This window comes from Mesorhizobium sp. J8 (assembly GCF_016591715.1).
Taxonomy (GTDB): domain Bacteria; phylum Pseudomonadota; class Alphaproteobacteria; order Rhizobiales; family Rhizobiaceae; genus Mesorhizobium.
On record NZ_AP024109.1, the window covers coordinates 5,002,636 to 5,027,017 of the forward strand.

Annotated in this window: 21 protein-coding genes; 19 read left to right on the forward strand and 2 right to left on the reverse strand. The window is 62.8% G+C overall.

The annotated features are described in order from the left end of the window. Positions 1-36 precede the first annotated feature (36 nt). The 4 genes from MJ8_RS23915 to MJ8_RS23930 all read left to right on the forward strand — a co-directional run bounded on the left by MJ8_RS23915 (position 37) and on the right by MJ8_RS23930 (position 4,740). Positions 37-1,110: an NEW3 domain-containing protein gene (locus MJ8_RS23915; protein ID WP_225248016.1), complete on the forward strand. Its 1,074-nt coding sequence runs from the start codon at positions 37-39 to the stop codon at positions 1,108-1,110. Next, positions 1,107-2,048 (forward strand): ABC transporter ATP-binding protein, encoded by a 942-nt coding sequence (locus MJ8_RS23920; RefSeq protein WP_201411151.1) that lies wholly within the window; start codon positions 1,107-1,109, stop codon positions 2,046-2,048. The genes MJ8_RS23915 and MJ8_RS23920 overlap by 4 nt, the downstream gene beginning before the upstream one ends. After that, positions 2,032-2,991: an ABC transporter permease gene (locus MJ8_RS23925; protein ID WP_201411152.1), complete on the forward strand. Its 960-nt coding sequence runs from the start codon at positions 2,032-2,034 to the stop codon at positions 2,989-2,991. Before MJ8_RS23920 ends, MJ8_RS23925 begins: the two co-directional genes overlap by 17 nt. Before the next feature lie 204 nt (positions 2,992-3,195). Next, a complete protein-coding gene (locus MJ8_RS23930; RefSeq protein ID WP_201411153.1) occupies positions 3,196-4,740 on the forward strand; it encodes a Do family serine endopeptidase in 1,545 nt (514 codons plus the stop codon). Positions 4,741-5,348: 608 nt separating this feature from the next. On the opposite strand, the gene MJ8_RS23935 is transcribed toward MJ8_RS23930, so the two are convergent. After that, a complete protein-coding gene (locus MJ8_RS23935; RefSeq protein ID WP_201411154.1) occupies positions 5,349-7,190 on the reverse strand; it encodes a chloride channel protein in 1,842 nt (613 codons plus the stop codon). Positions 7,191-7,350: 160 nt separating this feature from the next. On the opposite strand from MJ8_RS23935, the gene MJ8_RS23940 reads away from it, so the two are divergent. The 4 genes from MJ8_RS23940 to MJ8_RS32830 all read left to right on the forward strand — a co-directional run bounded on the left by MJ8_RS23940 (position 7,351) and on the right by MJ8_RS32830 (position 9,584). After that, positions 7,351-7,803: a MarR family winged helix-turn-helix transcriptional regulator gene (locus tag MJ8_RS23940; protein ID WP_225248017.1), complete on the forward strand. Its 453-nt coding sequence runs from the start codon at positions 7,351-7,353 to the stop codon at positions 7,801-7,803. Positions 7,804-7,807: 4 nt separating this feature from the next. Next, the gene (locus MJ8_RS23945) at positions 7,808-8,560 is read left to right on the forward strand and encodes a DUF4336 domain-containing protein (protein WP_201411156.1); all 753 of its coding nucleotides are present in this window, start codon (positions 7,808-7,810) and stop codon (positions 8,558-8,560) included. A 336-nt stretch (positions 8,561-8,896) separates the two neighbouring features. Next, positions 8,897-9,283: a hypothetical protein gene (locus tag MJ8_RS23950; protein WP_201411157.1), complete on the forward strand. Its 387-nt coding sequence runs from the start codon at positions 8,897-8,899 to the stop codon at positions 9,281-9,283. 148 nt (positions 9,284-9,431) lie between these two features. After that, positions 9,432-9,584, forward strand: coding sequence for a hypothetical protein (locus MJ8_RS32830; protein WP_412177128.1), 153 nt, complete (start codon positions 9,432-9,434; stop codon positions 9,582-9,584). Between the two features lie 144 nt (positions 9,585-9,728). Here MJ8_RS32830 and MJ8_RS23960 read toward each other — a convergent pair whose 3' ends face one another. After that, positions 9,729-12,116: a membrane-bound PQQ-dependent dehydrogenase, glucose/quinate/shikimate family gene (locus tag MJ8_RS23960; protein WP_201411159.1), complete on the reverse strand. Its 2,388-nt coding sequence runs from the start codon at positions 12,114-12,116 to the stop codon at positions 9,729-9,731. Between the two features lie 689 nt (positions 12,117-12,805). Between MJ8_RS23960 and MJ8_RS23965 the strand changes: the two genes are divergently transcribed. The 11 genes from MJ8_RS23965 (at position 12,806) to MJ8_RS24015 (ending at position 24,381) form a co-directional block, all read left to right on the forward strand. After that, positions 12,806-13,462 (forward strand): cytochrome c3 family protein, encoded by a 657-nt coding sequence (locus MJ8_RS23965; protein WP_041005282.1) that lies wholly within the window; start codon positions 12,806-12,808, stop codon positions 13,460-13,462. Next, a complete protein-coding gene (locus MJ8_RS23970) occupies positions 13,446-16,403 on the forward strand; it encodes a TAT-variant-translocated molybdopterin oxidoreductase (RefSeq protein ID WP_201411160.1) in 2,958 nt (985 codons plus the stop codon). Before MJ8_RS23965 ends, MJ8_RS23970 begins: the two co-directional genes overlap by 17 nt. After that, positions 16,396-17,769 carry an NrfD/PsrC family molybdoenzyme membrane anchor subunit gene (gene nrfD / locus MJ8_RS23975; protein WP_201411161.1) on the forward strand — a complete coding sequence of 458 codons (1,374 nt, stop codon included), beginning with the start codon at positions 16,396-16,398 and terminating at the stop codon, positions 17,767-17,769. The genes MJ8_RS23970 and nrfD overlap by 8 nt, the downstream gene beginning before the upstream one ends. Continuing rightward, complete coding sequence (locus MJ8_RS23980) at positions 17,766-18,293, forward strand: DUF3341 domain-containing protein (RefSeq protein ID WP_201411162.1); 528 nt, start codon at positions 17,766-17,768, stop codon at positions 18,291-18,293. The genes nrfD and MJ8_RS23980 overlap by 4 nt, the downstream gene beginning before the upstream one ends. Continuing rightward, on the forward strand, positions 18,290-18,832 hold the full coding sequence (locus MJ8_RS23985; protein WP_201411163.1) for a c-type cytochrome: 543 nt from the start codon (positions 18,290-18,292) through the stop codon (positions 18,830-18,832). The genes MJ8_RS23980 and MJ8_RS23985 overlap by 4 nt, the downstream gene beginning before the upstream one ends. After that, the gene (locus MJ8_RS23990; RefSeq protein WP_201411164.1) at positions 18,829-19,956 is read left to right on the forward strand and encodes a hypothetical protein; all 1,128 of its coding nucleotides are present in this window, start codon (positions 18,829-18,831) and stop codon (positions 19,954-19,956) included. Before MJ8_RS23985 ends, MJ8_RS23990 begins: the two co-directional genes overlap by 4 nt. A gap of 70 nt (positions 19,957-20,026) precedes the next feature. Continuing rightward, positions 20,027-20,398, forward strand: coding sequence for a hypothetical protein (locus MJ8_RS23995; protein ID WP_201411165.1), 372 nt, complete (start codon positions 20,027-20,029; stop codon positions 20,396-20,398). Beyond that, positions 20,395-21,150: an SCO family protein gene (locus MJ8_RS24000; protein ID WP_201411166.1), complete on the forward strand. Its 756-nt coding sequence runs from the start codon at positions 20,395-20,397 to the stop codon at positions 21,148-21,150. The genes MJ8_RS23995 and MJ8_RS24000 overlap by 4 nt, the downstream gene beginning before the upstream one ends. Further along, complete coding sequence (gene coxB / locus MJ8_RS24005) at positions 21,147-22,106, forward strand: cytochrome c oxidase subunit II (protein ID WP_041005290.1); 960 nt, start codon at positions 21,147-21,149, stop codon at positions 22,104-22,106. The genes MJ8_RS24000 and coxB overlap by 4 nt, the downstream gene beginning before the upstream one ends. Beyond that, on the forward strand, positions 22,103-23,746 hold the full coding sequence (gene ctaD, locus MJ8_RS24010) for a cytochrome c oxidase subunit I (protein WP_201411167.1): 1,644 nt from the start codon (positions 22,103-22,105) through the stop codon (positions 23,744-23,746). Before coxB ends, ctaD begins: the two co-directional genes overlap by 4 nt. Continuing rightward, positions 23,743-24,381 (forward strand): heme-copper oxidase subunit III, encoded by a 639-nt coding sequence (locus MJ8_RS24015; protein WP_201411168.1) that lies wholly within the window; start codon positions 23,743-23,745, stop codon positions 24,379-24,381. Before ctaD ends, MJ8_RS24015 begins: the two co-directional genes overlap by 4 nt. Position 24,382: the final 1 nt, after the last annotated feature.

Here is a 24,382-nt window from a genome sequence, read left to right on the forward strand (position 1 = left end):
TCGGCCGCGAGTGCGGCTGCTCAGCCGCCGAGCGGCTTGTGGCTGACCACGCCCTATCCGGAGTTCTCGGCCCAGGCAGGGAAGAACGTCAGCGTGCCCTTGAACCTGGCCAACCGCGGTCTGCCGCCGCAACGCGTCGAGCTCGGTGTCGATGGCCTGCCTGATGGCTGGAAGTGGGAGATCGACGGCGGCGGCAAACCCGTCACCGCGGCAATTGCCGGGTCGGACGGCACGGTCAGCCTCACGCTGAAGTTGACGCCTCCGACGGGCGACCTCGGCAAGGCCGTGAACTTTGCCGTGTCCGGCAAGGCTTCTACAGAGGCTTTGAAATTGCCGATGGCGATGACGCTCACTAAGACCGAGCCTGCGAAGCTGACGCTGGAGCCAAAGCTGCCAGCGTTGCGCGGCACCGCCAAATCGGCTTTCGACTTCCAGGTCGACATCAAGAACGACGGCCAAGAGGACTCTACTGTCAATCTACTGTCGAAGGCGCCACCCGGCTTCCAGGTGACCTTCAAGCAGGGCTACGGCTCGCAGGAACTGACCAGCTTGCCGCTGAAGGCGGGAGAATCGAAAACGCTGTCCGTCAGCGTCCAGCCGCCCGACAACGCCGAGGCGGGCCAGTATCCGGTGGCCGTAGCCGCCAGCGGCGGCGCCGCCAACGCCGACACCAAACTGCTGCTCGACATCACCGGCAGGCCATCCGTTTCTCTTTCAGGGCCGCAGGGGCGGCTTTCGGGCGATGCAACGGCGGGTCAGGAGCGTACCTTCACATTCACACTGTCGAACAGCGGGTCGGCCCCTGCCCGCGATCTGAAGCTTTCGGCGAGCCCGCCATCTGGCTGGAAAGTCACCTTCAATCCCGAGAAAGTCGAGGAGATCGCACCAGGCGGAACAGCCGATGTCGGCGTCTCGATGACACCTTCGACCCAGGCGATCGCTGGCGACTACATGGTCTCGGTCCGCGCCAATGGAGACGGCGCATCCGATAGCGCCAATTTCCGGGTGACGGTGCGCACATCCACGATGTGGGGCGTGACCGGCCTTGGCGTCATCGGCGCCTCTGCGTTGATGCTGGCCTTTGCCGTAACGCGGTATGGACGGCGATGAGCCCGGTCATCGAAGCACGGGGCCTTGTCAAGCGCTACGGTCGTTTTGCGGCGGTTGACGGCATCGATCTCACCGTCGAGAAGGGCGAGGTCTTCGGCTTGCTCGGCCCCAATGGCTCGGGAAAGACCACCACCATACTCTTGCTTCTCGGTCTGACGGAGCCGACCGCGGGCTCGATCACTGTGCTCGGACTCGATCCGTTGCGCCAGCCGCTGGCCGTCAAACGGCGGGTCGGTTATCTGCCGGACCAGATTGGCTTTTACGATCATCTGACCGCATGGGAAAATCTGGCCTTCACAGCAAGGCTTGCGGGCCTGATATCGAAACAGGCGCAGGGACGGATTGCCGATGCCCTCGGGAGGGTGCGGCTCACGGAGGTCGCCCATCGCCGCGTCGCGACTTTCTCGCGCGGCATGCGCCAGCGGCTCGGGCTGGCAGAAGTGCTGGTCAAACAGGCCGAGATCGCCATTCTCGACGAGCCGACTTCCGGCCTCGACCCGCAGTCGACGCAGGAACTGCTGGACTTGATCCGCGAGCTGGCGGCCGAGGGCGTGACGTTCATGCTTTCCTCTCATCAACTCGCCATGATGCAGACGATCTGCGGCCGTGTGGCCCTTTTTCGTAGAGGCCAGGTCGGCCTCGTCGGCCGGGTCGAGGATCTCACCGCCAATGTTCTTGGCGGCACGTTCAGGATCGAAGTCGAAATCGAGAAAGCAGATCTGGTCAAGGTGCTGGCCGGGGTGCCGCACGTATCGGGCCTGACGCGCTTGCAGGACGAGCGCTGGCGCGTCGACGCCGCCGCCGACGTGCGGGCCGATGTCGCGCGCCGCATCATTGGCGCCGGCGGAGCACTTCATTCCATCACGATGAGCCAGACCACTCTCGACGAGGTCTATGTTCGCTTTTTCGAAGGAGAGAACCATGACGTCGCGGCGTGAAGGATCGCCGTTTGCCGGCCTGTCGACGATCGCGCTCAAGGAAGCAGCCGATCATATGAACAGCATTCGCATTCATCTGGTGATGATCCTGGTCATCCTCACCGCAATCGGCTCGGTCTATGCCGCAATCGGGCAGATCAAGGCCACAGTCGGCGAGGACCAGTTCCTGTTCCTGCGCCTGTTCACCACCGCGCAGCAGCCATTGCCATCCTTCGTGTTCTTCCTCGGCTTTCTGGTGCCTCTGGTGGCTATTGCGCTTGGCTTCGATGCCATCAATGGCGAATACAACCGCCGCACGCTGTCGCGCGTCCTGTCACAGCCGATCTATCGCGACGCGCTTCTTGCCGGCAAATTCCTGGGCGGACTGTTGGTGATCGCCATATGCTTGCTGGCTCTGTGGCTGCTGGTGACCGGTCTTGGCATGCTCCTGTTGGGGCTGCCACCGAGCGGTGAAGAGATCGCCCGCGGCCTTGCGTTCCTGTTCGCCTCATTTGTTTACGCGGGCGTCTGGCTGGCGGTAGCGATGGCCTTCTCCACGATCGTCAAATCGCCAGCGACCTCGGCGCTATGCGCGCTCACGGCCTGGCTGCTGTTTACGGTGTTCTGGCCGATGCTGGCGCCGCTGATCGCCGGAGCCGTCGCGCCGATCGACCCGCTCGATCCCTTGACGGCGGTCCATCAGATCGAGATCAGGCAAGCCATCGCCCGCATCTCGCCCAACACCCTCTACGGCGAAACCACGCTGGCCCTGCTCAATCCGGCAACGCGTTCGCTCGGTCTGCTGTTTACCGATCAGTTGAGCGGGGCCCTGATGGGGGCACCCCTGCCCTTTTCGCTGAGCGTCGCCCTCATCTGGCCGCAGCTCGCCGGCATGATCGCAGCACTTCTGGTGCTGTTCACCATCGCCTACGTTTCATTCCAGAGGCAGGAGATTAGAGCTTAGGCGCCGCTGATAAACGGGCTTTGTCTGAGATCGAAGCTTCTGATCCCTGCATGGACGGCCGCGACCAGACCATTTTAAGGCCCGTACTGTACAGGCAAACATTACTAAAGATTCATACACTGGAAATGACATTGTAATGTTCCCCTGTCTATCTTCTTAAACAGGACGCCCTTCAGGGCACAATCTTGAAGAGGATACCAGATCATGAAAAACTTCCCCAGTATATCTTCCAACACCCGCAAGCGTCTGATGGCCGCCGTCGCTTCGCTCGCCGTCGTCGGCACGGTCGGCGCGGGCATGCTCGCAACCGGCACCGCCCCCGTGCTGGCCGATGCCGTGCGCGTCGAAGCCCCGCAGATGCCGAGTTTCGCCGATCTCGTCGAGCACGTCTCGCCGGCGGTGGTCAGCGTCAAGGTCAAGGCCAAGATCCAGCCGACCGCCGACGATGGCTCGGACGTTCAGGAGGGTTTTGACAACCTGCCTCCGCAGCTGCGCCGCTTCTTCAAGGAATTCCGCGGCTTCGGCGACCAGGGCGGCCAGTTCGGCATGCGGCCCTTCAATCACCGCGACCATGGCAATGGTCAGCCGCGTCCGATCGCTCAAGGGTCGGGCTTCTTCATCTCCGAGGACGGCTATCTCGTCACCAACAATCACGTCGTGTCGGAAGGCTCCGATTTCAGCGTCGTCACCAATGACGGCAAGGAGCTTGACGCCAAGCTGATCGGCACCGACCCGCGCACGGACCTTGCCGTGCTCAAGGTCGATGGCGGCGGCACCAAGTTTCCCTATGTCGACTTCGCCGACGATTCCAAGGTCCGCATCGGCGACTGGGTGGTTGCCGTCGGCAACCCGTTCGGCCTCGGCGGCACCGTCACCGCGGGTATCGTCTCGGCCCGCGGCCGTGACATCGGCGCCGGCCCCTATGACGACTTCATCCAGATCGATGCCCCGGTCAACCGCGGCAATTCGGGCGGTCCGACCTTCAACCTCAACGGCCAGGTGGTCGGCATCAACACCGCCATCTTCTCGCCGTCGGGCGGCAGCGTCGGCATCGCCTTCGACATCCCGGCCTCGACCGCCAAGCAGGTCGTCCAGGATCTGATGAAGAACGGCTCGGTCCAGCGCGGCTGGCTCGGCGTCGAAATCCAGCCGGTCACCTCCGATATCGCCGAATCGCTCGGCCTGAAGTCGGACAAGGGCGCGCTGGTTTCGAGCGCCCAGGATGGCGGGCCGGGCAAGAAGGCGGGCATCGTCGCCGGGGACGTCATCACCCAGGTCGACGGCAAGGATGTCGCCTCGCCGAAGGAGCTCGCCCGCATGATCGGTGCGTTCGCGCCGGGCAAATCGGTCGACGTGACGGTCTGGCGCAACGGCAAGAACGAGACGGTCAAGGTCGATCTCGGCACGCTGCCGGCGAGCGACAAGCAGGCCTCGAACGACGACAACAGCAAGCAGTCGGCGCCGGCGGGCAAAGCCGACACGCTTGCCAATCTCGGCCTGACCGTCACCAAGGCCGAAAAAGGCAAGGGCCTCGTGGTCACCGACGTCGATCCCGACAGCGATGCGGCCGACCGCGGCATCCAGCCCGGCGACGTCATCACCTCGATCAATTCGAATGAGGTGAACACGACCGACGAGGTCTCCAAAGCGATGACCGATGCCGCCAAGGCCGGCCGCAAGGCCGTGCTGATGCAGATCACCCGCAACGACTCGAACCGCTTCGTCGCGCTGCCGGTCGGCAAGGGCTGAGGCATCAGCGTTCAGATCTTCCCTGCGGCGGTATCAACACCCCCGAGCCGCCGCCGGGAAAACATGGGGCCGGATGTGCTCTGTGCTCGTCCAGGTGGCCAGTGGCCTGCAAGATCTCTCAGGATTGCGAATAGATCTCTCGATTTTCGGAAACCGGCAGCTAATTGGTAGCCTATCAGCTGCCGACGGGGCAAAGTCGGGTTGGGTTGTGGAGGCGCGCGTCGGCTTTGGGTCGGAAGCTGCGTCTGACACCTACCCTGAATTGCCCGAGGGGTCCGCTGCATTCGTCAGAACCAGCCTGCGCGCGGGTCTCAAGCCCGGGAAGACGCGCTTCTGCGTCGCCGGTCGGCGGGAACCAGCTCTTTGTTGCGCTCGCTCGTCACTTCGGGTGCGGGCTCGCTGATTTCGCCTGCCACAACCCCACGCGCCGGCTCGAGCATGAGACCTGCGTTCGAGAAGTCGTTCGTGGGTGTCGGCCACAGGACAACTTTGTGGTTCCGTAATGACTCTTCCCCAGTAAGGCTTTCTCGTCCGTCGGAGAGGTTTCTTCGGTCATGGGTCGTCTTTCCTCTATCGATTCTCAGGACCAGCCCAGGTCCAACCGGCTGTTATCGCGAATAGATCCGGACGCCCTCGGCCACCGAATTGGCGACATGTTCGCGCGTGACGACGCCGATGACATCGCCGGCGCGTGGGATGCCGTGTCCGGTCACGACCACCGCCATGAAGGCGTTCCTGCGCCATATCCGCTCAATGACGTCGGAGACAACCGTATCTTCGCCCACGATGGTGAAGTCGCGGGTGGCAATGTCGCCGAGGGTCACGCCCGTGTGAGCGCCTTCAAGACCACGCCGAAGGCCCGTGTTTACACGCAGGACGCCGAAAATCTGGTCACCCCTGGTAACCACCACATGGCGCAGGCGGCTCTCCGCTTCGTGTTCGCGGAGGAAATCGTCAAAGCCCCGCTCGGCCGAGAGAACCATGATATCGGCATCCATGACCTCCCGAGCATGGCGCACCAGGAACATGTTGGCGTGCAGCGCCTTGGGGATGGCGCGGCCACGGCGCACCAGCTTGAGCGTGTAGATATTCTCGCGGGACAATAACCGCCGCACACCGACGCTGGCCGCAACCGCAAGGATCATCGGCATGACGATGTCGTATTGTCGCGTCATCTCGAATGTCATGGTGACGGCGGTCATCACAGCGCCCGTACCGCCGCCGACCATGGCACCCATGCCGACCATGGCGAAGGCCGGAACGCTGACGGGGACGGGAACACCGATTGCCTGCAACAGCGACGCGAACCCGCCGCCGAGCGCCGCGCCCATAAACAGCGAGGGAGAGAAGATGCCGCCGGACGACCCCCCGCCAAGGCTGATAGAGGTGGCCGCCGCCTTGCAGACGAACAGTAGGACCAGCAGCCAGCCGATGGACATTTGGCCGGTCAGAATGCTTTCGATCGTGGCGTATCCGACGCCGTCGACATAGTACTGACCAAGCGTGACGAAAAGGACATACATCAGCACCCCCAGCGTCAGCATGCCGATCACATGGCGTGTATAGCGGCCGGGAATCTTATCGAACCAGTCTTCGGCCAGATGCAGGCCGCGGATGAAACCCGCTGCTGCTACCCCCACCAGGCCACCCAGGGCGGCATAAAGGACCAGCAGCATGATTGCGTTGGTGTCGGCAGGCAGCGCCTGTAGCGGAGGCACAAGAAAAGCCGGCAGTTGGCCGAAAAACCAACGCCCCACAAAGGTCGCCGCGCCGGTCGCGATCGCCACCGGCAGGAAGGTGCTGACACTCACTTCCGGCATCATCAGCTCGATGGCGAACATCACGCCGCCGATCGGCGTGTTGAACGTCGCTGCGATGCCGGCGCCAGCACCAGAAGCGACCAAGGCGATCCTTTGGCCAACCGGCATGCTGATCATCTGCCCAAGCGTCGAGCCCAGCGCCGAGCCAATCTGGATGATCGGTCCCTCGCGCCCGACCGAGGACCCAGAGCCGATGGCGACGGCTGAGGCCAACGATTTCACCAGCGCCACGATCGGCCGGATCTTCCCTTCCTTGTAGTAGATCGCGTCCATCACTTCCGGCACACCGTGGCCCTTGGCCTCCGGCGCGAAGTTGGACACCAGAAAGGTCACGACCACGGCCCCGATCACCGGCGCCAGGATGACGAAAGGTCCCCAGCGGCTTGGTGCGGTGAAAACGTTTGCGTCGTAGGCAACAACAAACGTGCCGTTGAAAAAAAGATTGTGCAGCAGCCCGATCAGATCGCGGAAGAGCACGGCGCCCAATCCGGTGACGATACCGAGACCCAGCGCCAGAAGCGAAAGGGTAAGCAGGCGGAGACGACGGCTGTCTTCATCGCCCGGCAAAGTTTCGACAGGAGAGCTAGTCCCAAGTTTCCCGGTCGTACCTTCTGAACTCAACGCAGACATGTCGCTCCTTGCCATAGCCTGCAGCGGACAAACTCAGCCAAATACGCTGGCCTTTTCGTCAGCAATCGAATATGTCATGGCATGACATAATTTAATGGGGTTGAGAAGAGTGGCGCCCCCAAAACGACCCGCACATGGCGACTTAGCGAATGAAAACCCTGTGGCGTCCCGTTGCGGCGGGGCCTTCGGTCCGGCTTTTGCCGCACCGCTTGACGACAGCGTCTATGAAGGATTGGCGGGCTTTCGCGGGGCGATGCGAAGGTTTCTCGCCTTCAGCGAAGCCAAGCTGACCGCAGCCGGCATCACCTCCCAGCAATATCAGGCAATGCTTGTGATCAAGGTGCATCCGAGCGGGGCGGTCATGATCCGGGACCTCGCCCGGGAAATGCTCCTGCAGCCGAACGGAGCGGTGCAACTGGTGGATCGCCTGGTGAACGTCGGCCTGGTGGAACGCCGGCAATCTCCTGACGACCGTCGTAGCGTCCTTGTTGCAATGACGGCCGAAGGCAGCCAAGTGCTGGAGCGGCTCGCCACAGACCATCTGCACGAAATGCTGCGGCAGGAACCGTTGCTGGCGGAATCGCTCAGGCAACTGAGGCGTCTGGGTCGGTGACATCATGAGCGGCGAGCGTAGTCCGGAACCGTTGCTAGAGCCTTACGCGCCGCTCAACGTGCTCAAGCCTGTCGCCCCCGACCTGTGGATTGTCGACGGGCCAGAAATCACCTTCGCCTGGATGGGGCTGAAACTGCCGTTCAGCACGCGTATGACGGTGGTCAGACTGGACAGTGGAGGTCTGATCCTTCATTCACCAGTGGAATACTCGCCCGGACTTCGTTCTGCTCTCGAGAGCCAGGGGCCAATTCGTTTCCTGGTGGCACCGAATTCCCTGCACTATTGGTGGATACCCGAGTGGAAGGCCCAAATGCCGAGTGTGCCCGTGCTCGCGGTTCCTGGCCTCGCTGAGCGAGCCAAGCGGCCGGTTTTCGTCGACCAATCGTTGATGGACCGACAGTCGCCTTGGCCGGAGGAGATCGATCTTCTCGTCGTCAAAGGCGACATGCTGACAGAAGCCGTATTCTTCCACCGCGCGTCTCGGACACTGATTCTGACGGATCTCATCGAAAACTTTGAGCTGAAGCGCATCCACAGCTGGCTCTTCCGTACGCTTGTGCGTCTCTCTGGAGCAGCCGATCCCGACGGCAAGGCTCCCATCGATATGCAACTGACTTTCTTCCGGTCCGGTCAGGCTCTGCGAAAGGCGGTTCGTCAGATGATTGTATGGAGGCCTGAACGCATCATCATCGCTCACGGGCGCTGGTACCAGAAAGACGGGGTGAAGGAACTCAGGCGCGCTTTTCGTTGGGTCTGAATGCTTCCATAACAACTTCGGGGCCACCATCACGACGGTTCCGATGTTTCAGCGGCAAAAATTATCCGGGTCTTACCATCGTTCAGCGGGGGCGGCCCACGTGCTGCAAACTCGATGCTTCTGCATATTTTTTCCAAATGCGAATCCGGTGCCTGGGTTGCCCCGTCAATCCCTGCGCGATTGGCGTCACTCCGTCCGCCATTTCGAAGTGTCCCCGTGCGCAGAGCAGCTCTCAGTTGCGAGCCGCCCGGATCCTGTCGGAGCTGATTCAGCGGAGCCTGGAAGCGAACCGTCCCTTTGATGGAACTTTGCCACAGCGACCCAGTTTGGCTCCGCATGACCCGTTCCCCCAAAAATTCGCAGCTGCCTACACGTTCGGCCCGACAGGTGTTTGAGGACCATCTCCGGCTGAGGCTGCAAGGTCGTCTCGAGGAGGATCTGGCGCGCAACTACGCCGCCGATGTTGTTCTCCTTACAGTCAACTCGAATGACTGCGGCCATGACGCGCTCAGGAACTCGGCAAGAAGGTTGAGAGAGCAGCTGCCCGGCGCGAAGTTCGAGTTGATCAAGAAGCAAGTGCGTGAGCGCTTCGCTCTGCTTATCTGGCGTGCGACCTCCGCGCGCTTCGACGCTGCGGACGGTGCCGACACCTTCTTCATTCAGGACGGTTTGATCCGCCTGCAAACGATCCACTACAGGCTCCTGTTGAGCGCCGACTATTAGTGCGTTGGAGGCGCGTGGAACTTCTTATGAGTGGATTGGTTGCACGTTGGTAACGACGAAAGCAGTGGCAATGGCAGGTCCGAAGACGCGCGAAGCTCATCACGCCGGACAGGTGGTCGATATTAATTCAGCGACCGTTGACGAGCTCATGGCCGCCGGGGGACTTAACCTCGCGCAGGCAAGTGCAGTTGTTGAGGCCAGGCCGCTCGCGAGTTGGCGGGAAGTTGCGCGGCTCCCCGGATTTGATCCAGAAACGATTGGTCGCCTTAAAGCAGGCAGATTAGAAATTCGAACGCTGTAGTTCCTGCTCCCCGAGCTGCCCGACGACGCCGGTGAAGTTGCGGTGCAGGCCCGAGCAGCAAGACCGCTACGCGCACCTCCCCGATTGGCGCGGCCGGCGAGCTCACCGGAGCCGCCTGCTGCCGTACCTGTGTCGATTACGCGCTCATTTGCTGGGCAATGCGTACGCAATCACGGCGTCGCCGTTGCGCGTACCTAACCCGCCATGACCGCCAGCGGCAATCGCTATATATTCGCGACCGTCGCGGCCTTGATAGACCGCCGGCGTCGCCTGCCCGCCAGCCGGGAGCCGCGCCTGCCACAGGACCTTGCCATTCCGCTCGTCGATCGCGCGGATGTAATCGTCGGCATAGGCTCCGACGAAGATCAGCCCGCCTGCGGTAATGGACGAGCCGCCGATGTTGAAGATGCCGGTCGGCAACGGCAGGTCGTAGTGGGTCTTGAACAGCCCCATGTCGCGTGTGGTTCCGACGGGCCTCTCCCAGACAATCTGGCGGGTGGAGAGATCGATCGCGACCATTTTGCCCCAGGGCGGCCGCATGCATGGGGCATCCAGGGCGTTGAGCCAGGGCTTCACGGTGACTTCGTAAGGGGTGCCATATTGCGGACCGTTGGCAAATTCAGGCGGTTGCGGATAAGGCTGGCCGCTCTCCCACCCGGCCCAAGGGTAAATCAGTCCCTTCTTCACTGCCTCATCGTGCGGCGTCGCTTTGGAGGTGAAAGGGATATAGCTGGTGTTGGCGATGAATAGATGGCGCGCGGGGTCGATAGCTCCGCCCTGCCAGTCGATCACGCCGTCGAAAGCCGGGTAGAGGATGGAGCCTTTCGTCGTCGGCGGCGTAAAGAGCCCGTCGTTTCGGCTGCCGGCGAGCTTGATGCGGCACAGCATCTGATCGATCGGGGTCACACCCCAGGTGTCTGCACCCGTCAGCCTGGCGGGCGTCAGGCTTGGCATTCCCACGGAATAGGGCTGGGTCCGAGAGAGCCTGTCGCCGGGCAGGCCGCCCTGCGGCACCGGCTTCTCCTCAACGGCGGCGAGCGGATGGCCGTCGCGCCGATCGAGCAGGAACAGCTGTCCATGCTTCGTGGTCTGCACCATAGCAGGCGTGCCGTCAGGCAGGTCGACAAGGCTGCCGGCAATCGGCAGATCGAAATCCCACACGTCGTGATGGACAGTCTGGAAGTGCCAACGCTCACGCCCGCTGTCGATCTCGAGCGCCACGATGGCGGAGCTGTACTTCTCGTCGAACGGCCGTCGTTTGGCGCCCCAGTAGTCAGGCGTGGCATTGCCCATAGGCACGTAGACCAACCCGAGCTTGTCGTCCGCTGTGTACGCGCCCCAGCCGTTCGGGGTACCGCGTGTATAGATTTCGCCGGGCTTGAGGGCCGAGGTCGGATCGTCGCGACCCATGTCCCAGGCCCAGGCGAGCTTGCCGGTCCGGGCATCGAAGGCACGAATCACGCCCGACGGCTCGCCCTCCGTCTGATTGTCGTAAACCCAGCCGGAGAGGATGATCTTGCCGCGGGCGATCATCGGCTGCGAGGTTATGAAGTGGAAACCGGGTGGCACCACACCCATGCCCTGCCTCAGGTCCACATAGCCGTTCTCGCCGAAATCCGGACAGAGTTGGCCCGTCCGCGCATCCAATGCGAACAAACGCGCGTCGGCTGTCGTCGAGATGATCCGCTCGGAGCAAGTGTCCCCTGTTGCGCCGACCGTCGCGTGCGCGACGCCTCTGCAGGCGAGATAGATATTGGACCTGGTGTCGTTCTGCGGGTGGAAACGCCAGCGCTGATCACCGGTCACGGGGTCGAGCGCCACGACGTCGCGGTGCGGCGTGCACAGGTACATGGTGTCGCCGACCTTGATCGGCGTTGCCTCGAAGTTGAACTCGTGGCCATGAGCGTTCTCCCCAGGGCGGGGCATGTCGCCTGTGTGAAAAGTCCAGGCGACCTTAAGCTGGTTGACATTGGCGGGGCTGATCTGCGTCAGAGGCGAGTATCGATGCCCGTCAGCCGTGCGGCCGTAATACATCCAGTCGCCAGGCGCGATCCCGAAGTCGGGATTGCTCACGGCGGAGGCCGATGCGATCTGGCCGTTCTGCCGCCAGCGTTGGGCGGTTGTCATCCAACCGGCGGCGAACACGAGCGCGATCAGCGCAACGCAGACGCCGGCGCCGATCCAGCGGTGTGCCGCGCGAAGTCTGAGCCGTCCGGCGGCCCAGGGCATTGCTATCCACAGACCCAAGACTGCTGGCGCTACCAGCCGCGGCAGCAACGCCCAACCGTCGAGGCCGACTTCGTAAAGCGACCAGACCAGGGTGAAGGCAAGGACGACCCCGTAGAGCCAAAACCCGAGCGGTCGCTGCAGAAGGATCAAAACTCCCGAGGCGATCAGGAGGAGCCCGGTCACGACGTAGTAGATGGTGCCGCCGAGCCACACAAGATCAGCACCGCCCACCGCAAGCACGGCGCCAATTAAAGCGACCAATAGGCCCGTCACCCCGGTAAGGCTCAGGAATCGGGCGCGCATCGTAACCTCCATCGTTTCCGGTTGGCGCAATTGCCCTCCTATGAACAGGAACTCAGGGGTTGCGGGACCGCCAACCGTGGTGTCCCTGCTTGCGGGTTTGCGGTTATCGCTGGTCCCTGCCGACCGCAGATCTTCTAGCTGCGAAGCAGCCACCGAGCACAGGGCGGGCCCGAGCTCGCGCGGTGGTAGCCATCGGATTCACGTCCCTTCCGACTTGCCTCCGTTTTTGTCTGGGGCACTCTCGGATCGGGCCAGGCCGCAGGCCGTTGAAGCGCATGCCGTTGGATCCGAGTTTCGTCCTTTCGCAGCCCTGCCCCAAACTGCGCCGACATCATAAGGTTCCTTGCTCTTGCCGGTGGCGAGCGAAACGCACCTCGCCAGGTTCGCCAAGGGCTCGAAAGGGAATGCCGGGCTAGGGGCCGCCGCGAGCTCAAGCGCACGGGTACCTCGCCGTGTGGCGTGCAACCCCGCACTCGCCCGGCTCGAGGCTCACAAGACCAAGGGAGCCTTTTTAAATTTGCGGCGCGCCCCAGTGCCGCTTTGACGAGCTGACACAGTCAAGAGGGCGAACAGCGCTGCGGCCAGTTCTGCCTGCCTAGTCACCAATGCGTGAACGCAGGGCGATTTTTTGGAACTCCTGAGCGATTGCGAAGTTCGGGAGCCGGAGAGCAATTCAGGTTCCGGAGGGGATGCCCCAGGTTTTCGCCAGAAGCGCAGACGGCGCCGTGCGTTTCGTGCTGTGGGGCACGCTCGCGGCATCGATGGCGGCGGCGACGCTCGGGACCGCATGGCTGAGATCGCACTTTGTGACGGGAGTGGGGGAAGCGATGGCGCAGCCTGTGCCTTTCAGCCACAAGCATCACGTGGGAGAGCTGGGCATCGATTGCCGCTATTGCCACAACGGCGTCGAGACGTCCGCCTCGGCTGGCCTTCCAGCCACGGAGGTTTGCATGACCTGCCACTCTCAGCTCTATACCAACGCCGCCATGCTTGCGCCGGTCCGGGCAAGCTTGGCCAGCGGCCAGCCCTTGCGGTGGCATCGCGTCAACTCAGTGCCGGATTACGTCTACTTCAATCACTCCATCCACATCGCCAAAGGCGTTGCGTGCGAAACATGCCACGGCGAGGTCGACGACATGCCGCTGATGGCGAAGGCGCAGCCCCTGTCGATGGAATGGTGTCTCGGCTGCCATAGAAATCCCGGGCCGAACCTTCGTCCTCCTGGCGATGTCTTTCTACTGCACTGGAAGGCACCCGAGGACATCGATGCCATTCGCAAGCAGCTCATCAGCGCTCTTGGCATTCACCCTGACACGATGACGGATTGCTATGTCTGCCATCGATAGCGAACCCGCTGCGCGGGAAAAGGAGCGGCTTTGGCGGAGCCTGGAGGAGCGTGCCGGAACGGCTGAGCTGGACAGCTATCTGCAGGCGGAATTCCCGTCGCTCGCCCGCAGGTTCCCGGTAGATATCGACCGACGCACCCTGCTGCAGCTGATGGGCGCATCGCTGTCGATGGCGGGGCTGGCCGCCTGCAGCCCGGCACGGGAAATCGTGCCCTATGTCCGACAGCCGGAAATCGTGATCCCCGGCAAGCCGTTGTACTATGCGACCGCCCTGTCGAGCCAGGGCTATGGGATCGGTGCCGTCGTCGAGAGCCATGAGGGTCGCCCAACCAAGATCGAGGGCAATCCCGATCATCCGAGCTCGCGCGGTGCTAGCGACGCCGTCATGCAAGCCTCTGTCCTGGAACTGTTCGATCCCGAGCGATCGCGAACGCCGCTCAAAGATGGGGATCCCGCCTCGTATGGCGACTTCCTCCGCGACATGGTCGCTTTGGGCACGCGCTTGGCAACAAGGCAGGGAGAGGGCTGCGCGATCCTGATCGGGGCGACAACCTCTCCCACGCTCAAAGCCCAGATCGAGCGGCTCCGCTCGCGTTATCCCTCTTTGCGAATCTATGGTCACGATGCCTTGGCCGCGCCCGGGGCCGAACAAGCGGCGCAATCCCTGTTCGGCCGCGCCTGCGTTCCTGTCCACCATTTCGACAAGGCCGATGTGGTCCTGTCGCTGGACTCCGACTTCCTCGCGCAAGGTCCCGGCCGTCTCGCCTACGCAGCGGATTTCATCTCCCGGCGGCGCGTACGCGCCCCGGGCGACGCGATGAGCCGATTTTTCGCCGTCGCCACGACGCCGAGCATCACGGCGGCGGCTGCCGATCACCATCACGCCGTCCGGCCAAGCCGGGTGGAAGCGCTTTCACAAGCGCTTGCCACCGCCATGGGCGTCGCACCCACCAGCAACACGCCCGATGCGGAACGTCCTCCATGGTTTGCCGATGCGACCGCCGAACTCCAGTCCGCCGGAGCGCGAGCTCTCGTTGTCGCCGGCGAGCAGCAAAGCAATTATGTCCACAGCGTCGCCCTGGCGATCAATGCTCGTCTTGGCGCGCTGGGCAGCACTGTCCACCTGATCGATGCCCCGCATGCAATGCCGGTGACCGGTGACCTGGCCGCCATGTGCCGGGACATCGAAGCCGGTTCGGTGAGCGAGCTTTTCGTGCTTGGCGCCAATCCCATGGCGACGGCCCCGGCCGACATCGACGTTGTGAAGGCCCTCAAGCGCCTGACCCTGCTCGTCCATTGCGGTCTTTATCGCGACGCCACGGCCATGCTGTCCCACTGGCACATTCCGGCTGCTCACGACCTCGAGGCATGGAGCGACGCGCGAGCTCATGACGGCACCGCCTCGATTATGCAGCCGCTGATAGCTCCTCTGTTCGGCGGCAGGACGCTCCACGAAATCCTTGCCGCCCTGGAGGGGGATTTCAACTCCAACCCGCTGTCACTGGTCCGCGCGACATGGGCGCCATCGCTGGACGACGAAGCCTGGCGCAAGACGCTCCGCGATGGGGTGGTCGCGGGGACGGCGGCGGCGCCGATAGCCGTCTCAACGTCAGGCGCCCTTCCCCCGCCCGGCGGCAAATCCCTCGCCAACGGCCTGGAGGTCCGGATACTTGCCGATCCGTATCTGGGTGACGGTCGACATGCCAACTGCGCCATGCTGCAGGAGTTGCCACATCCGCTGACGAAAGTCGTCTGGGCCAACGTGGTCATGATCGCCCCGGCCAACGCCAGTAGGCTCGGGCTTCGCAACGGGCAGACGATAAGGCTGGAAAGCAACACGCAGTCGATCGAAGGGCCGGCATGGATCATGCCGGGTCAGCCCGCTGATACCGTAACCCTTACGCTCGGCCGCGGGCAGTTCCCATTGGGCGGCGTAGCGGCGATGGCGGGGGGCTATGACGCGTTTCGGTTCCGGACGGCCGGCGAACCCTGGTCCGCACAGGGCGTTACGATGACAGTGGGCCAACGGGTTGCTCCCCTTGTGACCACGCAGGAGCATCAGACGATGGAGGGGCGCGCGATCGTGCGCTTTGCCTCGCTGGATCATTTCAAACAGGCACCGGATTTCGTGCGCGACGGCGTGCCGCCGCCACCGACTGAATCCGTCTACCCCGATTGGAGCTATCCTGAAGAGGCCTGGGCGATGTCGATCGATCTGTCGGCCTGCATCGGGTGCATGGCCTGTGTCGCGGCGTGCCAGACAGAGAACAACATCCCGACAGTCGGGCCGGACCAATGTGCCCTTGGCCACGAGATGCACTGGCTGCGCGTCGACCGTTACTATCACGGACCGCCGGAGGCACCGGAAACACTGTTCCAGCCTGTACCCTGCATGCAGTGCGAGAAGGCGCCATGCGAGGTGGTCTGCCCGGTCAACGCCACGGTCCACACCCATGACGGGCTGAACGCCCAAGTCTACAATCGCTGCATCGGCACCCGCTACTGCTCGCAGAACTGTCCCTACAAGGTGCGGCGTTTCAATTTCCTCGAGTTCCAGAACTTCGACAAGGAGACGGCCGGCCCGCGTCAGGCTGCATACAATCCCAATGTCACGGTGCGCTCGCGCGGCGTGATGGAAAAGTGCACCTATTGCGTCCAGCGCATCAGCGCAAAGCGCATCGAGGCGCAGAAAGACAACCGGCCTATCCAGGACGGAGAGGTGGTCACCGCCTGCCAGCAAGCCTGCCCGACGCGCGCCATCACCTTCGGCGACAAGAACCGCGTGCAGTCCCAGGTAAACCGCGAGCGAGCCGCACCTCATTCCTATGCTTTGCTGGAAGAACTGAATACCCGTCCTCGAACCACCTACCTTGGACGCATCCGCAACACGGGCAGCAGGGACGCTACCGCCTCGCGCCGTCAGGGGGAGGCCGATGGCTGAGGCTGCAGCAGGCACCAACAAGACACCGCCGCGCCCGCCCAATCTGTTGGGCCGGCACGACTTCCCCGAAATCAGTGGGCGTATCGCTTCGGTCGTGCTGCAGGGGCGGCTGCCGCGCTACTTCTGGACAGCCTTCTTCCTGTTCTTCCTCCTTGTCCTGCTCTTCCTCTATTCGATCACATATCTGATTGCGGTCGGCGTTGGCGCCTACGGCATCAACATCCCCGTCGCGTGGGGCACCATGATCTCGTCCTTCGTCTGGTGGATCGGCATCGGGCATGCCGGCACGTTGATCTCGGCGGTGCTTTTGCTTCTGCGCCAGCCGTGGCGCGCCTCGATCAACCGCTTTGCCGAAGCCATGACGCTCTTCGCCGTTGCCATGGCGGGTCTCTATCCAATCCTGCATCTTGGCCGGCCCTGGTTCTTCTACTGGCTCCTGCCGCTGCCCGACACGCATATGCGCTGGCCGCAATGGCGCAGCCCCCTTGTCTGGGATTTCGCGGCGATCGCCACCTATGCGACCGTCTCGCTGCTGTTCTGGTATATGGGCCTGCTGCCTGACCTCGCGATACTGCGCGACCGGGCACGCTCGCGTGCCGCTCAGGTCTTCTACGGCCTGCTTGCAATGGGATGGCGCGGCTCAGCCTATCACTGGGCGCGCTATGAAAGTGTCTATTACCTGATGGCGGCGCTTGCGACGCCGCTGGTTGTCTCGGTCCATTCCATCGTCTCGCTCGACTTCACCTTCGCCATCGTGCCCGGCTATCATTCGACGATCTTCCCGCCCTATTTCGTCGCTGGCGCGCTGCTCTCTGGTTTCGCCATGGTGCTGACCATCGCCATTCCGTTGCGGTGGGCCTTTTCCGTCGAAGACCTGATCACGCTCAAGCACATGGACAATGCCGCCAAGCTGATGATCGCGTCAGGCATGGTCGTCGCCTACGGCTACGTCTCCGAGGCCTTCTTCGCCTGGTACTCCGGCGAAGCCTACGAGCGCACCATGATGGTCGAACGGGCCATCGGCCCCTATGCGTGGATGTTCTGGGCGATGCTTTTCTGCAATTGCGGCGTTCTTCAACTGCTGTGGCTTCGCGCGGTCCGGCGCAACATGCCGGTGCTGTTCATAGTCGCCGTGATCATCAATGTCGGCATGTGGCTGGAGCGCTATGTGATCGTCGTCAGCGGTCCCAGCCGCGACTTCCTGCCTTCGGCGTGGGACGAGCAATCGCTGACCTGGCTCGACTACGGCATCCTGTTCGGCTCGCTGGGCACTTTCTTTGCTCTGGTGTTCCTGTTCATTCGCATCCTGCCGGCGATCACGATCTTTGAGGTCGAGGAATTGGCTGAAGAGGGCAAGGGATCATGACGCTCTACGGCATCATCGCATCATTCCCAGATGCCGATCGCCTTGCCGATGCAGCCAGGGCCATGCGCAAACGCGGCTATAGCCGCATGGACGGCTACTCCCCTTATCCCGTCCCGGAGCTCGCTGACATCCTGGGCATGCCCAAGACCAGAATGCCGCTTGTGGTCCTTGCCGGCGCGATCCTCGGGGCAGCTTTCGCCTACGGACTGATCCTCTACTCTGTAGAGATAGACTATCCGATCAATGTCGGCGGCAGACCGCTGCATTCGTGGCCGGCTTACATCGTCATCGCTTTCGAAGCCGCCATCCTGGGCGCCGCCGTTGCCGGATTCATCGGCGTGTTTGTCGCCAACGGCCTGCCGCGCTACTACCATCCGGTCTTCAACGCGCCGATCTTCAGTTTTGCCGAAGGGGGCAACTTCTACCTTCTGGTAAGAGCCGACGATCCGAAATTCACCAGAGCCGCCACCAAAGCCCAGCTCTCCCGGCTGGGCGCAGATCAAATTTCAGAGGTGGAGGCATGAGGGCGGCCCTCGCCGTGCTGGTCGGCATGGCGCCGTTGCTTGCCGCCTGCAAGCAGCAAATGGCCGAGCAACCGCGCTACAATCCGCTCGACGCAAGCAACGAGTTTGCCGATGGCGCATCGGCGCGCATGCCGATACAGGGTACAATCGAGCGCGGTGAAGATCTCTCGGCGACCCCCCAGACGATTCCCTATCCAATAACATTTGCCCTGCTCCAACATGGACGCCAGCGGTTCGAGATCTTCTGCGCGCCCTGCCACGGGCGCGCCGGCGATGGCCGCGGGGTGATCCCCAGGCACGGCTTTCCTTCGCCGCCAAGCTACCATCAGGACGCGCTGCGCCAGGCTTCGGACCGCCATTTCTATGATGTCATCACCAACGGATACGGAGTGATGTATTCCTACCGATCGCGGGTGCCGCCGGCGGATCGGTGGGCGATCGTTGCCTACATCCGTGCGCTACAATATTCGCGCGATGCACCGGTGGCTGAACTGAGCGAGGATCTGAAGGCCAAGCTCCGGAGCGAGGCCGTCCCATGATCCGGCTTCCCGACCACGGCCCCGCAAGGGCGGCATTGGCGGTAGGCGCAATCGGCCTCGTTGTCTGTTTGGCCGGGGCGGTCCTCAATCTGCGGGTGCTGCTTGCCGCCTGGATGACGGCCGCGATCCTCGCGGTTGGCTTTCCGCTTGGCGCCATGACGCTGCTGATGATCCATGGCCTCACGGGTGGCCGTTGGGGAGACGCGATGCGGCCCTGCTTGCGGGCAATGACCTGCACGCTGCCGCTGGCGCTTGTCCTCCTCTTGCCTGTTGCGGCCCGCCCCGACCTCGTCTTTCCCTGGGCGGTCGGTGACACCGCAACTTTGCCCGACGTCATCCGCGAGAAACTATCATACCTCAACGTTCCGTTCTTCCTCGTTCGGCTCGGGGCTTGTGCCGCGATCTGGCTGGTGCTGGCCGCCTTGATCCTGAACTGGACCGATGGCGACAAGCGTACCCGTTCAAGCCGCGGCTTCGCGCTTGGTCTCGTGCTGCAAGGGGCAGCGGTCTCGGTTTTCGCAATAGACTGGATGCTGTCGCTCGACCCGGAATTGAGCTCGACCGTCTACGGCATGTTGGAGGCATCTGCCGAGGTCGTCGGCGCCGCGTCGTTGACCTTGCTGGTCCTTGCTGCAACCCAAGCCGTCGCGGCTTTGCCGGGCGGAGGCGAAAAGACCTCACTCGGCGAGGACGTGGCCAATATGCTGTTCGGCTTCATGCTCACCCTGGCCTACCTCGCCTATATGCAATGGCTGGTCATCTGGGCGGGTGACCTGCCAAACGAGATTCACTGGTACGTGCTGCGCACATCAGGCATCTGGCTGGTCGTGCTTTGGCTGGTCATCCTGCTGCAGTTCATCCTACCGTTCGGCGGGTTTCTTGTGCGCGACGTCAAACGCATCCACCGGGGCCTGATGTCGTTGGCGGCGGCGATGCTTGCCGGGCACATATTCGAGACCCTGTGGCGCGTCCGCGCGCCGCTGGTCGCACCGAAACTGTCGTCAATCTGGATCGAATTGGGCGCCTTTGCCGGTGCCGGCGGGCTGTGGCTCGCGGTGTTCCTGTTGCTGTTGCGAGAGCCTCAGCTTCAACTTTTCTGGCGCCGGGTGGGCATTCATGACTGAGAATTCGCGCCCTCCCGAGACGCGAGACGTCTGGCCCGGAACCCTGCTTCTCTTCGCAGGAGGACTGGCCGTGTTCCTGCTTGTGGCGAGCGGCATGCTCTATGCGCTGTTCGTCCTGCCTCCGCGGTGGCCGCCGCCAGGTGCGGCGTGGCGTTCAAACGATGCGACGCCGAAGCTCTCGACAGCCCCCGGACAGGAGCTCGCCTCGACCCGGAGTGCGGAAAATGCCGAGCTGAACAAGCTTGGTTGGGTCGACCGCACGGCAGGCATCGCTCGCATTCCGATCGACGACGCCATGAAGCTCGTCGTTCGAAACGGCCTGCCGGTTTGGGACAAGACTGTGGCGGCGGAGGGAGAGTGCGCCCTGCTGAGCGCGGATGTGCCCCGCTCAAAGCAGGCGCAGCAATGCCGCGACACGACCACCAAAGGGACGGCCCAATGAAGTCGCTGCTGTTGGCCGCATTGGTTTTGCTTGGAAGCGCCGTGACGGTGCGCGCTGTCGAGCGACCGTCCTTCGACCCCAAGATCGGAGCGCAGTTCGACCTCGGCCGCAAGCTTCGCGACTCCTCTGGAGCCGAACGATCCCTCGACGAGATTCTGTCCGGAAAGCCGGCACTCGTGGTGTTCGGCTATGACAAATGCCCGAACCTGTGCGGCCTCACGCAGCAGGCGGTCGCCTCCGACCTCCGGAAGACTGGTCTCGATCCCGCGGACTACCGCGCCCTGTTCATTTCGATCGACAGGACCGAGACGGCAGATGACGCAGCAAGTGCCAAAGAGGTTGTCGCGCAGTCAACGACGCCCGCCGGGCTGAAGGCGTGGCACTTTCTGACCGGCGCCGATGGCGCCGGCGCATCACTGGCGGCTGAGGCGGGCATCCATTTCGACACGCGACCACGCGTGAATCAATTCGTCCATCCGATCGCCGTCCTGGCCGTGACACCCAGGGGGCGCATCTCTCGCGTTCTGCCGGCCCTGACCTTCGAGCCACGCGACCTGAGGCTGGCGCTCGTCGAGGCGTCCGCGAACAAGCTGGGCTCGATCGCGGATCATGTCTTTTTGCTGTGCGCGGGGTTCGACACGTCCAAGGGGCAGTATACCGCGCCTATCTGGGCCGCGCTCAAGATCGGAGGTATCGCGACGCTGCTTGTGCTTGGCAGCGGCATCGCTCTGCTTGCGCGGAGGCGGGCATGAGCTTTGCAATCCATTTCGCGCCGCCGGAAGCCTCTTCGGTCGCAGGCAAGGTCGACGTCTTGTTTTATGGGGTGTTGGCATTCTCGACAGCTCTCACTCTGCTCCTGACAGGCCTTGTCGTGTACTATGCGGTGAAATACCGGGCAGGCACATCGGCGGATCGCACCGGCGCGCGCGGCCGTAGCCTGCCGCTGGAGATCGGCTGGACCGGCGCCAGTCTGGTCGTTGCGTTCATCATCTTCGCCTGGGGCGCTGAACTCTACGTTTACCGCGATCAGCCGCCTGCCGACGCTTTGGAAATAGCTGGGCTCGGCAAGCAGTGGATGTGGACGTTCCGCCATGCCGGCGGGCAGCGTGAAATCAACGAGCTGCACGTGCCGGCCGGCAAGGCGGTGGTCGTGTCGCTTGCCTCCCAAGACGTGATCCACTCGTTCTACGTTCCGGCATTCCGCTTGAAGCAGGACGCGGTGCCCGGCCGAACCACGCACCTGTGGTTCATTGCCGACAAGCCGGGGCGCTATCACTTGTTCTGTGCCGAATATTGCGGCACCCAGCATTCCGAAATGGGTGGCTGGGTGACCGTCATGCCGCCTGAACAATTCGCGCAGTGGCTCGCCGCGCAAGGCCAGGACGAATCCCTGGCCGAAGGTGGCGCGAGACTCTTTCGCGCCTTGGGCTGCTCGGGCTGCCACGGACCCTCGAGCAAGGTTCGCGCGCCCGACCTTGCCGGCGTCTACGGCAAGCCGGTCGCCTTGTCGGACAGGCAGACAGTGGTTGCCGACGAAGCCTATCTCAGGGACTCGATCCTGCAGCCCGCGAAACAGATCGCCGCCGGCTATGATCCGATCATGCCGAGTTTCGACGGCCTGATCGATGAATCGGAATTGCAGATGCTGGTGGCCTATTTGAAGTCGCTATCCGCCAGTTCACCCGGTCGCAGCGAGACGAGCCAATGAGCAGCCAGAGCGCGCATGTCGAGACCTATTTCGCGGAGGGCGCGGGCATACGGTCCTGGTTGCTGACCACCGACCACAAGCGCATCGCCTGGCTCTATCTCGTGTCGTTGACGGGCTTCTTCTTCCTGGGCGGGTTCTTCGCCGTTCTCATGCGCATCGAGCTTGCGACACCGGCGGGCGACCTCGTCTCCGACGCCGTCTACAATCGCCTTTTCTCCCTGCACGGCATCATCATGGTGTGGTTTTTCCTGGTGCCATCGATCCCGGCCAGTTTGGGGAATTTTCTGCTGCCGCTGATGATCGGCGCCCGCGATCTCGCCTTTCCGCGTGTCAATCTTGCGAGCTGGTACGTCTTCATCATCGGCAGCGGGTTTGCGCTCGCTTCGGTCGTGGCCGGCGGTGTCGACACCGGTTGGACGTTCTACACCCCGCTTTCCAGCCTCTATTCCGACAGTTTCGTTTCCACAGCCGCGCTTGGCGTGTTCATCGTCGGCTTCTCCACCATCATGACCGGCATCAACTTCATCGTCACAGTTCACAAGCTCAGGGCTCCCGGCCTGACCTGGTTCCGGCTGCCGATCTTTGTGTGGACGTTGTATGCGACCAGCCTGGTGATGGTGCTGGCAACGCCGGTGCTTGCGGCTTCCCTGATACTGATCGTGCTGGAACGTGTCTTCGGGATCGGCATCTTCAATCCGGACCTCGGCGGCGATCCTCTGCTGTTCCAGCATCTGTTCTGGTTCTACTCGCATCCGGCCGTCTACATCATGATCCTGCCCGGAATGGGTGTCGTCTCGGAGGTGCTGCCCTGCTTCAGCCGGCGGCCGCTGTTCGGCTACACCTCGGTCGCGCTCGCCTCGATGGCCATAGCCGTTCTAGGCTTCCTGGTCTGGGGACATCACATGTTCGTCTCAGGACAGTCCACCTATGCAGGGGTGGTCTTTTCGTTCCTGTCGTTCTGTGTGGCCATTCCATCCGCCATCAAGGTCTTCAACTGGAGCCTGACGCTTCGCAAGGGCGAGATCACCTTCGAGGCGCCGATGCTTTATTCGCTGTTCTTCCTGGCGCTGTTCACATTCGGCGGACTGGCGGGTCTCGCGCTCGCCGCGCTGGGCTTCGACGTGCATGTGCACGACACCTATTTCGTTGTGGCGCATTTCCATTACATCATGGTCGGCGGCATGGTGATGGCGTTCATGGCCGGCATCCATTTCTGGTGGCCGAAGATGACTGGGCGACTCTATGCGGAGATGTGGGGGCGTGTCGCTGCGGTGACGTCCCTGGTGGGGTTCAATCTGACGTTCTTTCCGCAGTTCGTGCTGGGCTATCTCGGCATGCCGCGCCGCTACCACACCTATCCACCGGAGTTCCAGTTCTGGCATGTGCTCTCCTCGGCCGGAGCGGTGGTGCTCGCAATAGGCTACCTCATGCCGCTCTTCTATCTTGGCTGGTCGCTGTTTCGCGGGGCCACAGCCCCGGCCAACCCCTGGGGTGCGACCGGTCTCGAATGGCAGACGAGCTCGCCGCCGCCGCCGCACAATTTCGAAGTGACGCCGGTCGTCACGCGACCTGCCTATGACTATCCCATGAAGGGACTGCAGCACGAACGCTTCAGCCCGCATCGGCGGGAGGATGCATGACCCGGGCACCCGAAAGTGTAGCCTTCGATACGGTGCGGCGCGAGGAAGCCGCCGATCGTTTCGGCATGTGGATTTTCTTGGGCTCTGAAGCGATGCTTTTCGGCGCCATCCTGCTGGTCTTCCTGGTGGCGCATATCCGCTATCTTCCCGCCTTCGCAGCTGCCTCAAAACATCTGTCCTTGCCGTTGGGCACTCTCAACACCGCAGTGCTCATCACGTCGAGCTTCACCATGGCGTTTGCGCATGAGAGCGCGTCGGCACGCCGTTGGAACACCGCGGCCTGGACGCTGGGCATAACCGCTTTTTTGGGCGTCGCTTTCCTTTGCATAAAGGGGACTGAATACGCCAAGGAGTTCCACGAAGGCATCGCGCCGGTTATGGGGGCGCCTTTCTCCTACCAGGGGCCGGATCCCGTTCACGCGCAGTTCTTCTTCAGTCTCTATTTCGCGTTGACCGGCCTGCACGCAGTGCATCTGGCCAGCGGCATAGCGGTCGTTGCAGGCCTGCTTTTGTCATGGCGGCGGACCGACATCGACAGCCGTGTGCGCCGTACCCATGCGATCGGGCTTTACTGGCACTTCGTCGACATCGTGTGGATATTCCTGTTTCCCGTCCTCTATTTGGTGCACGCGTAGG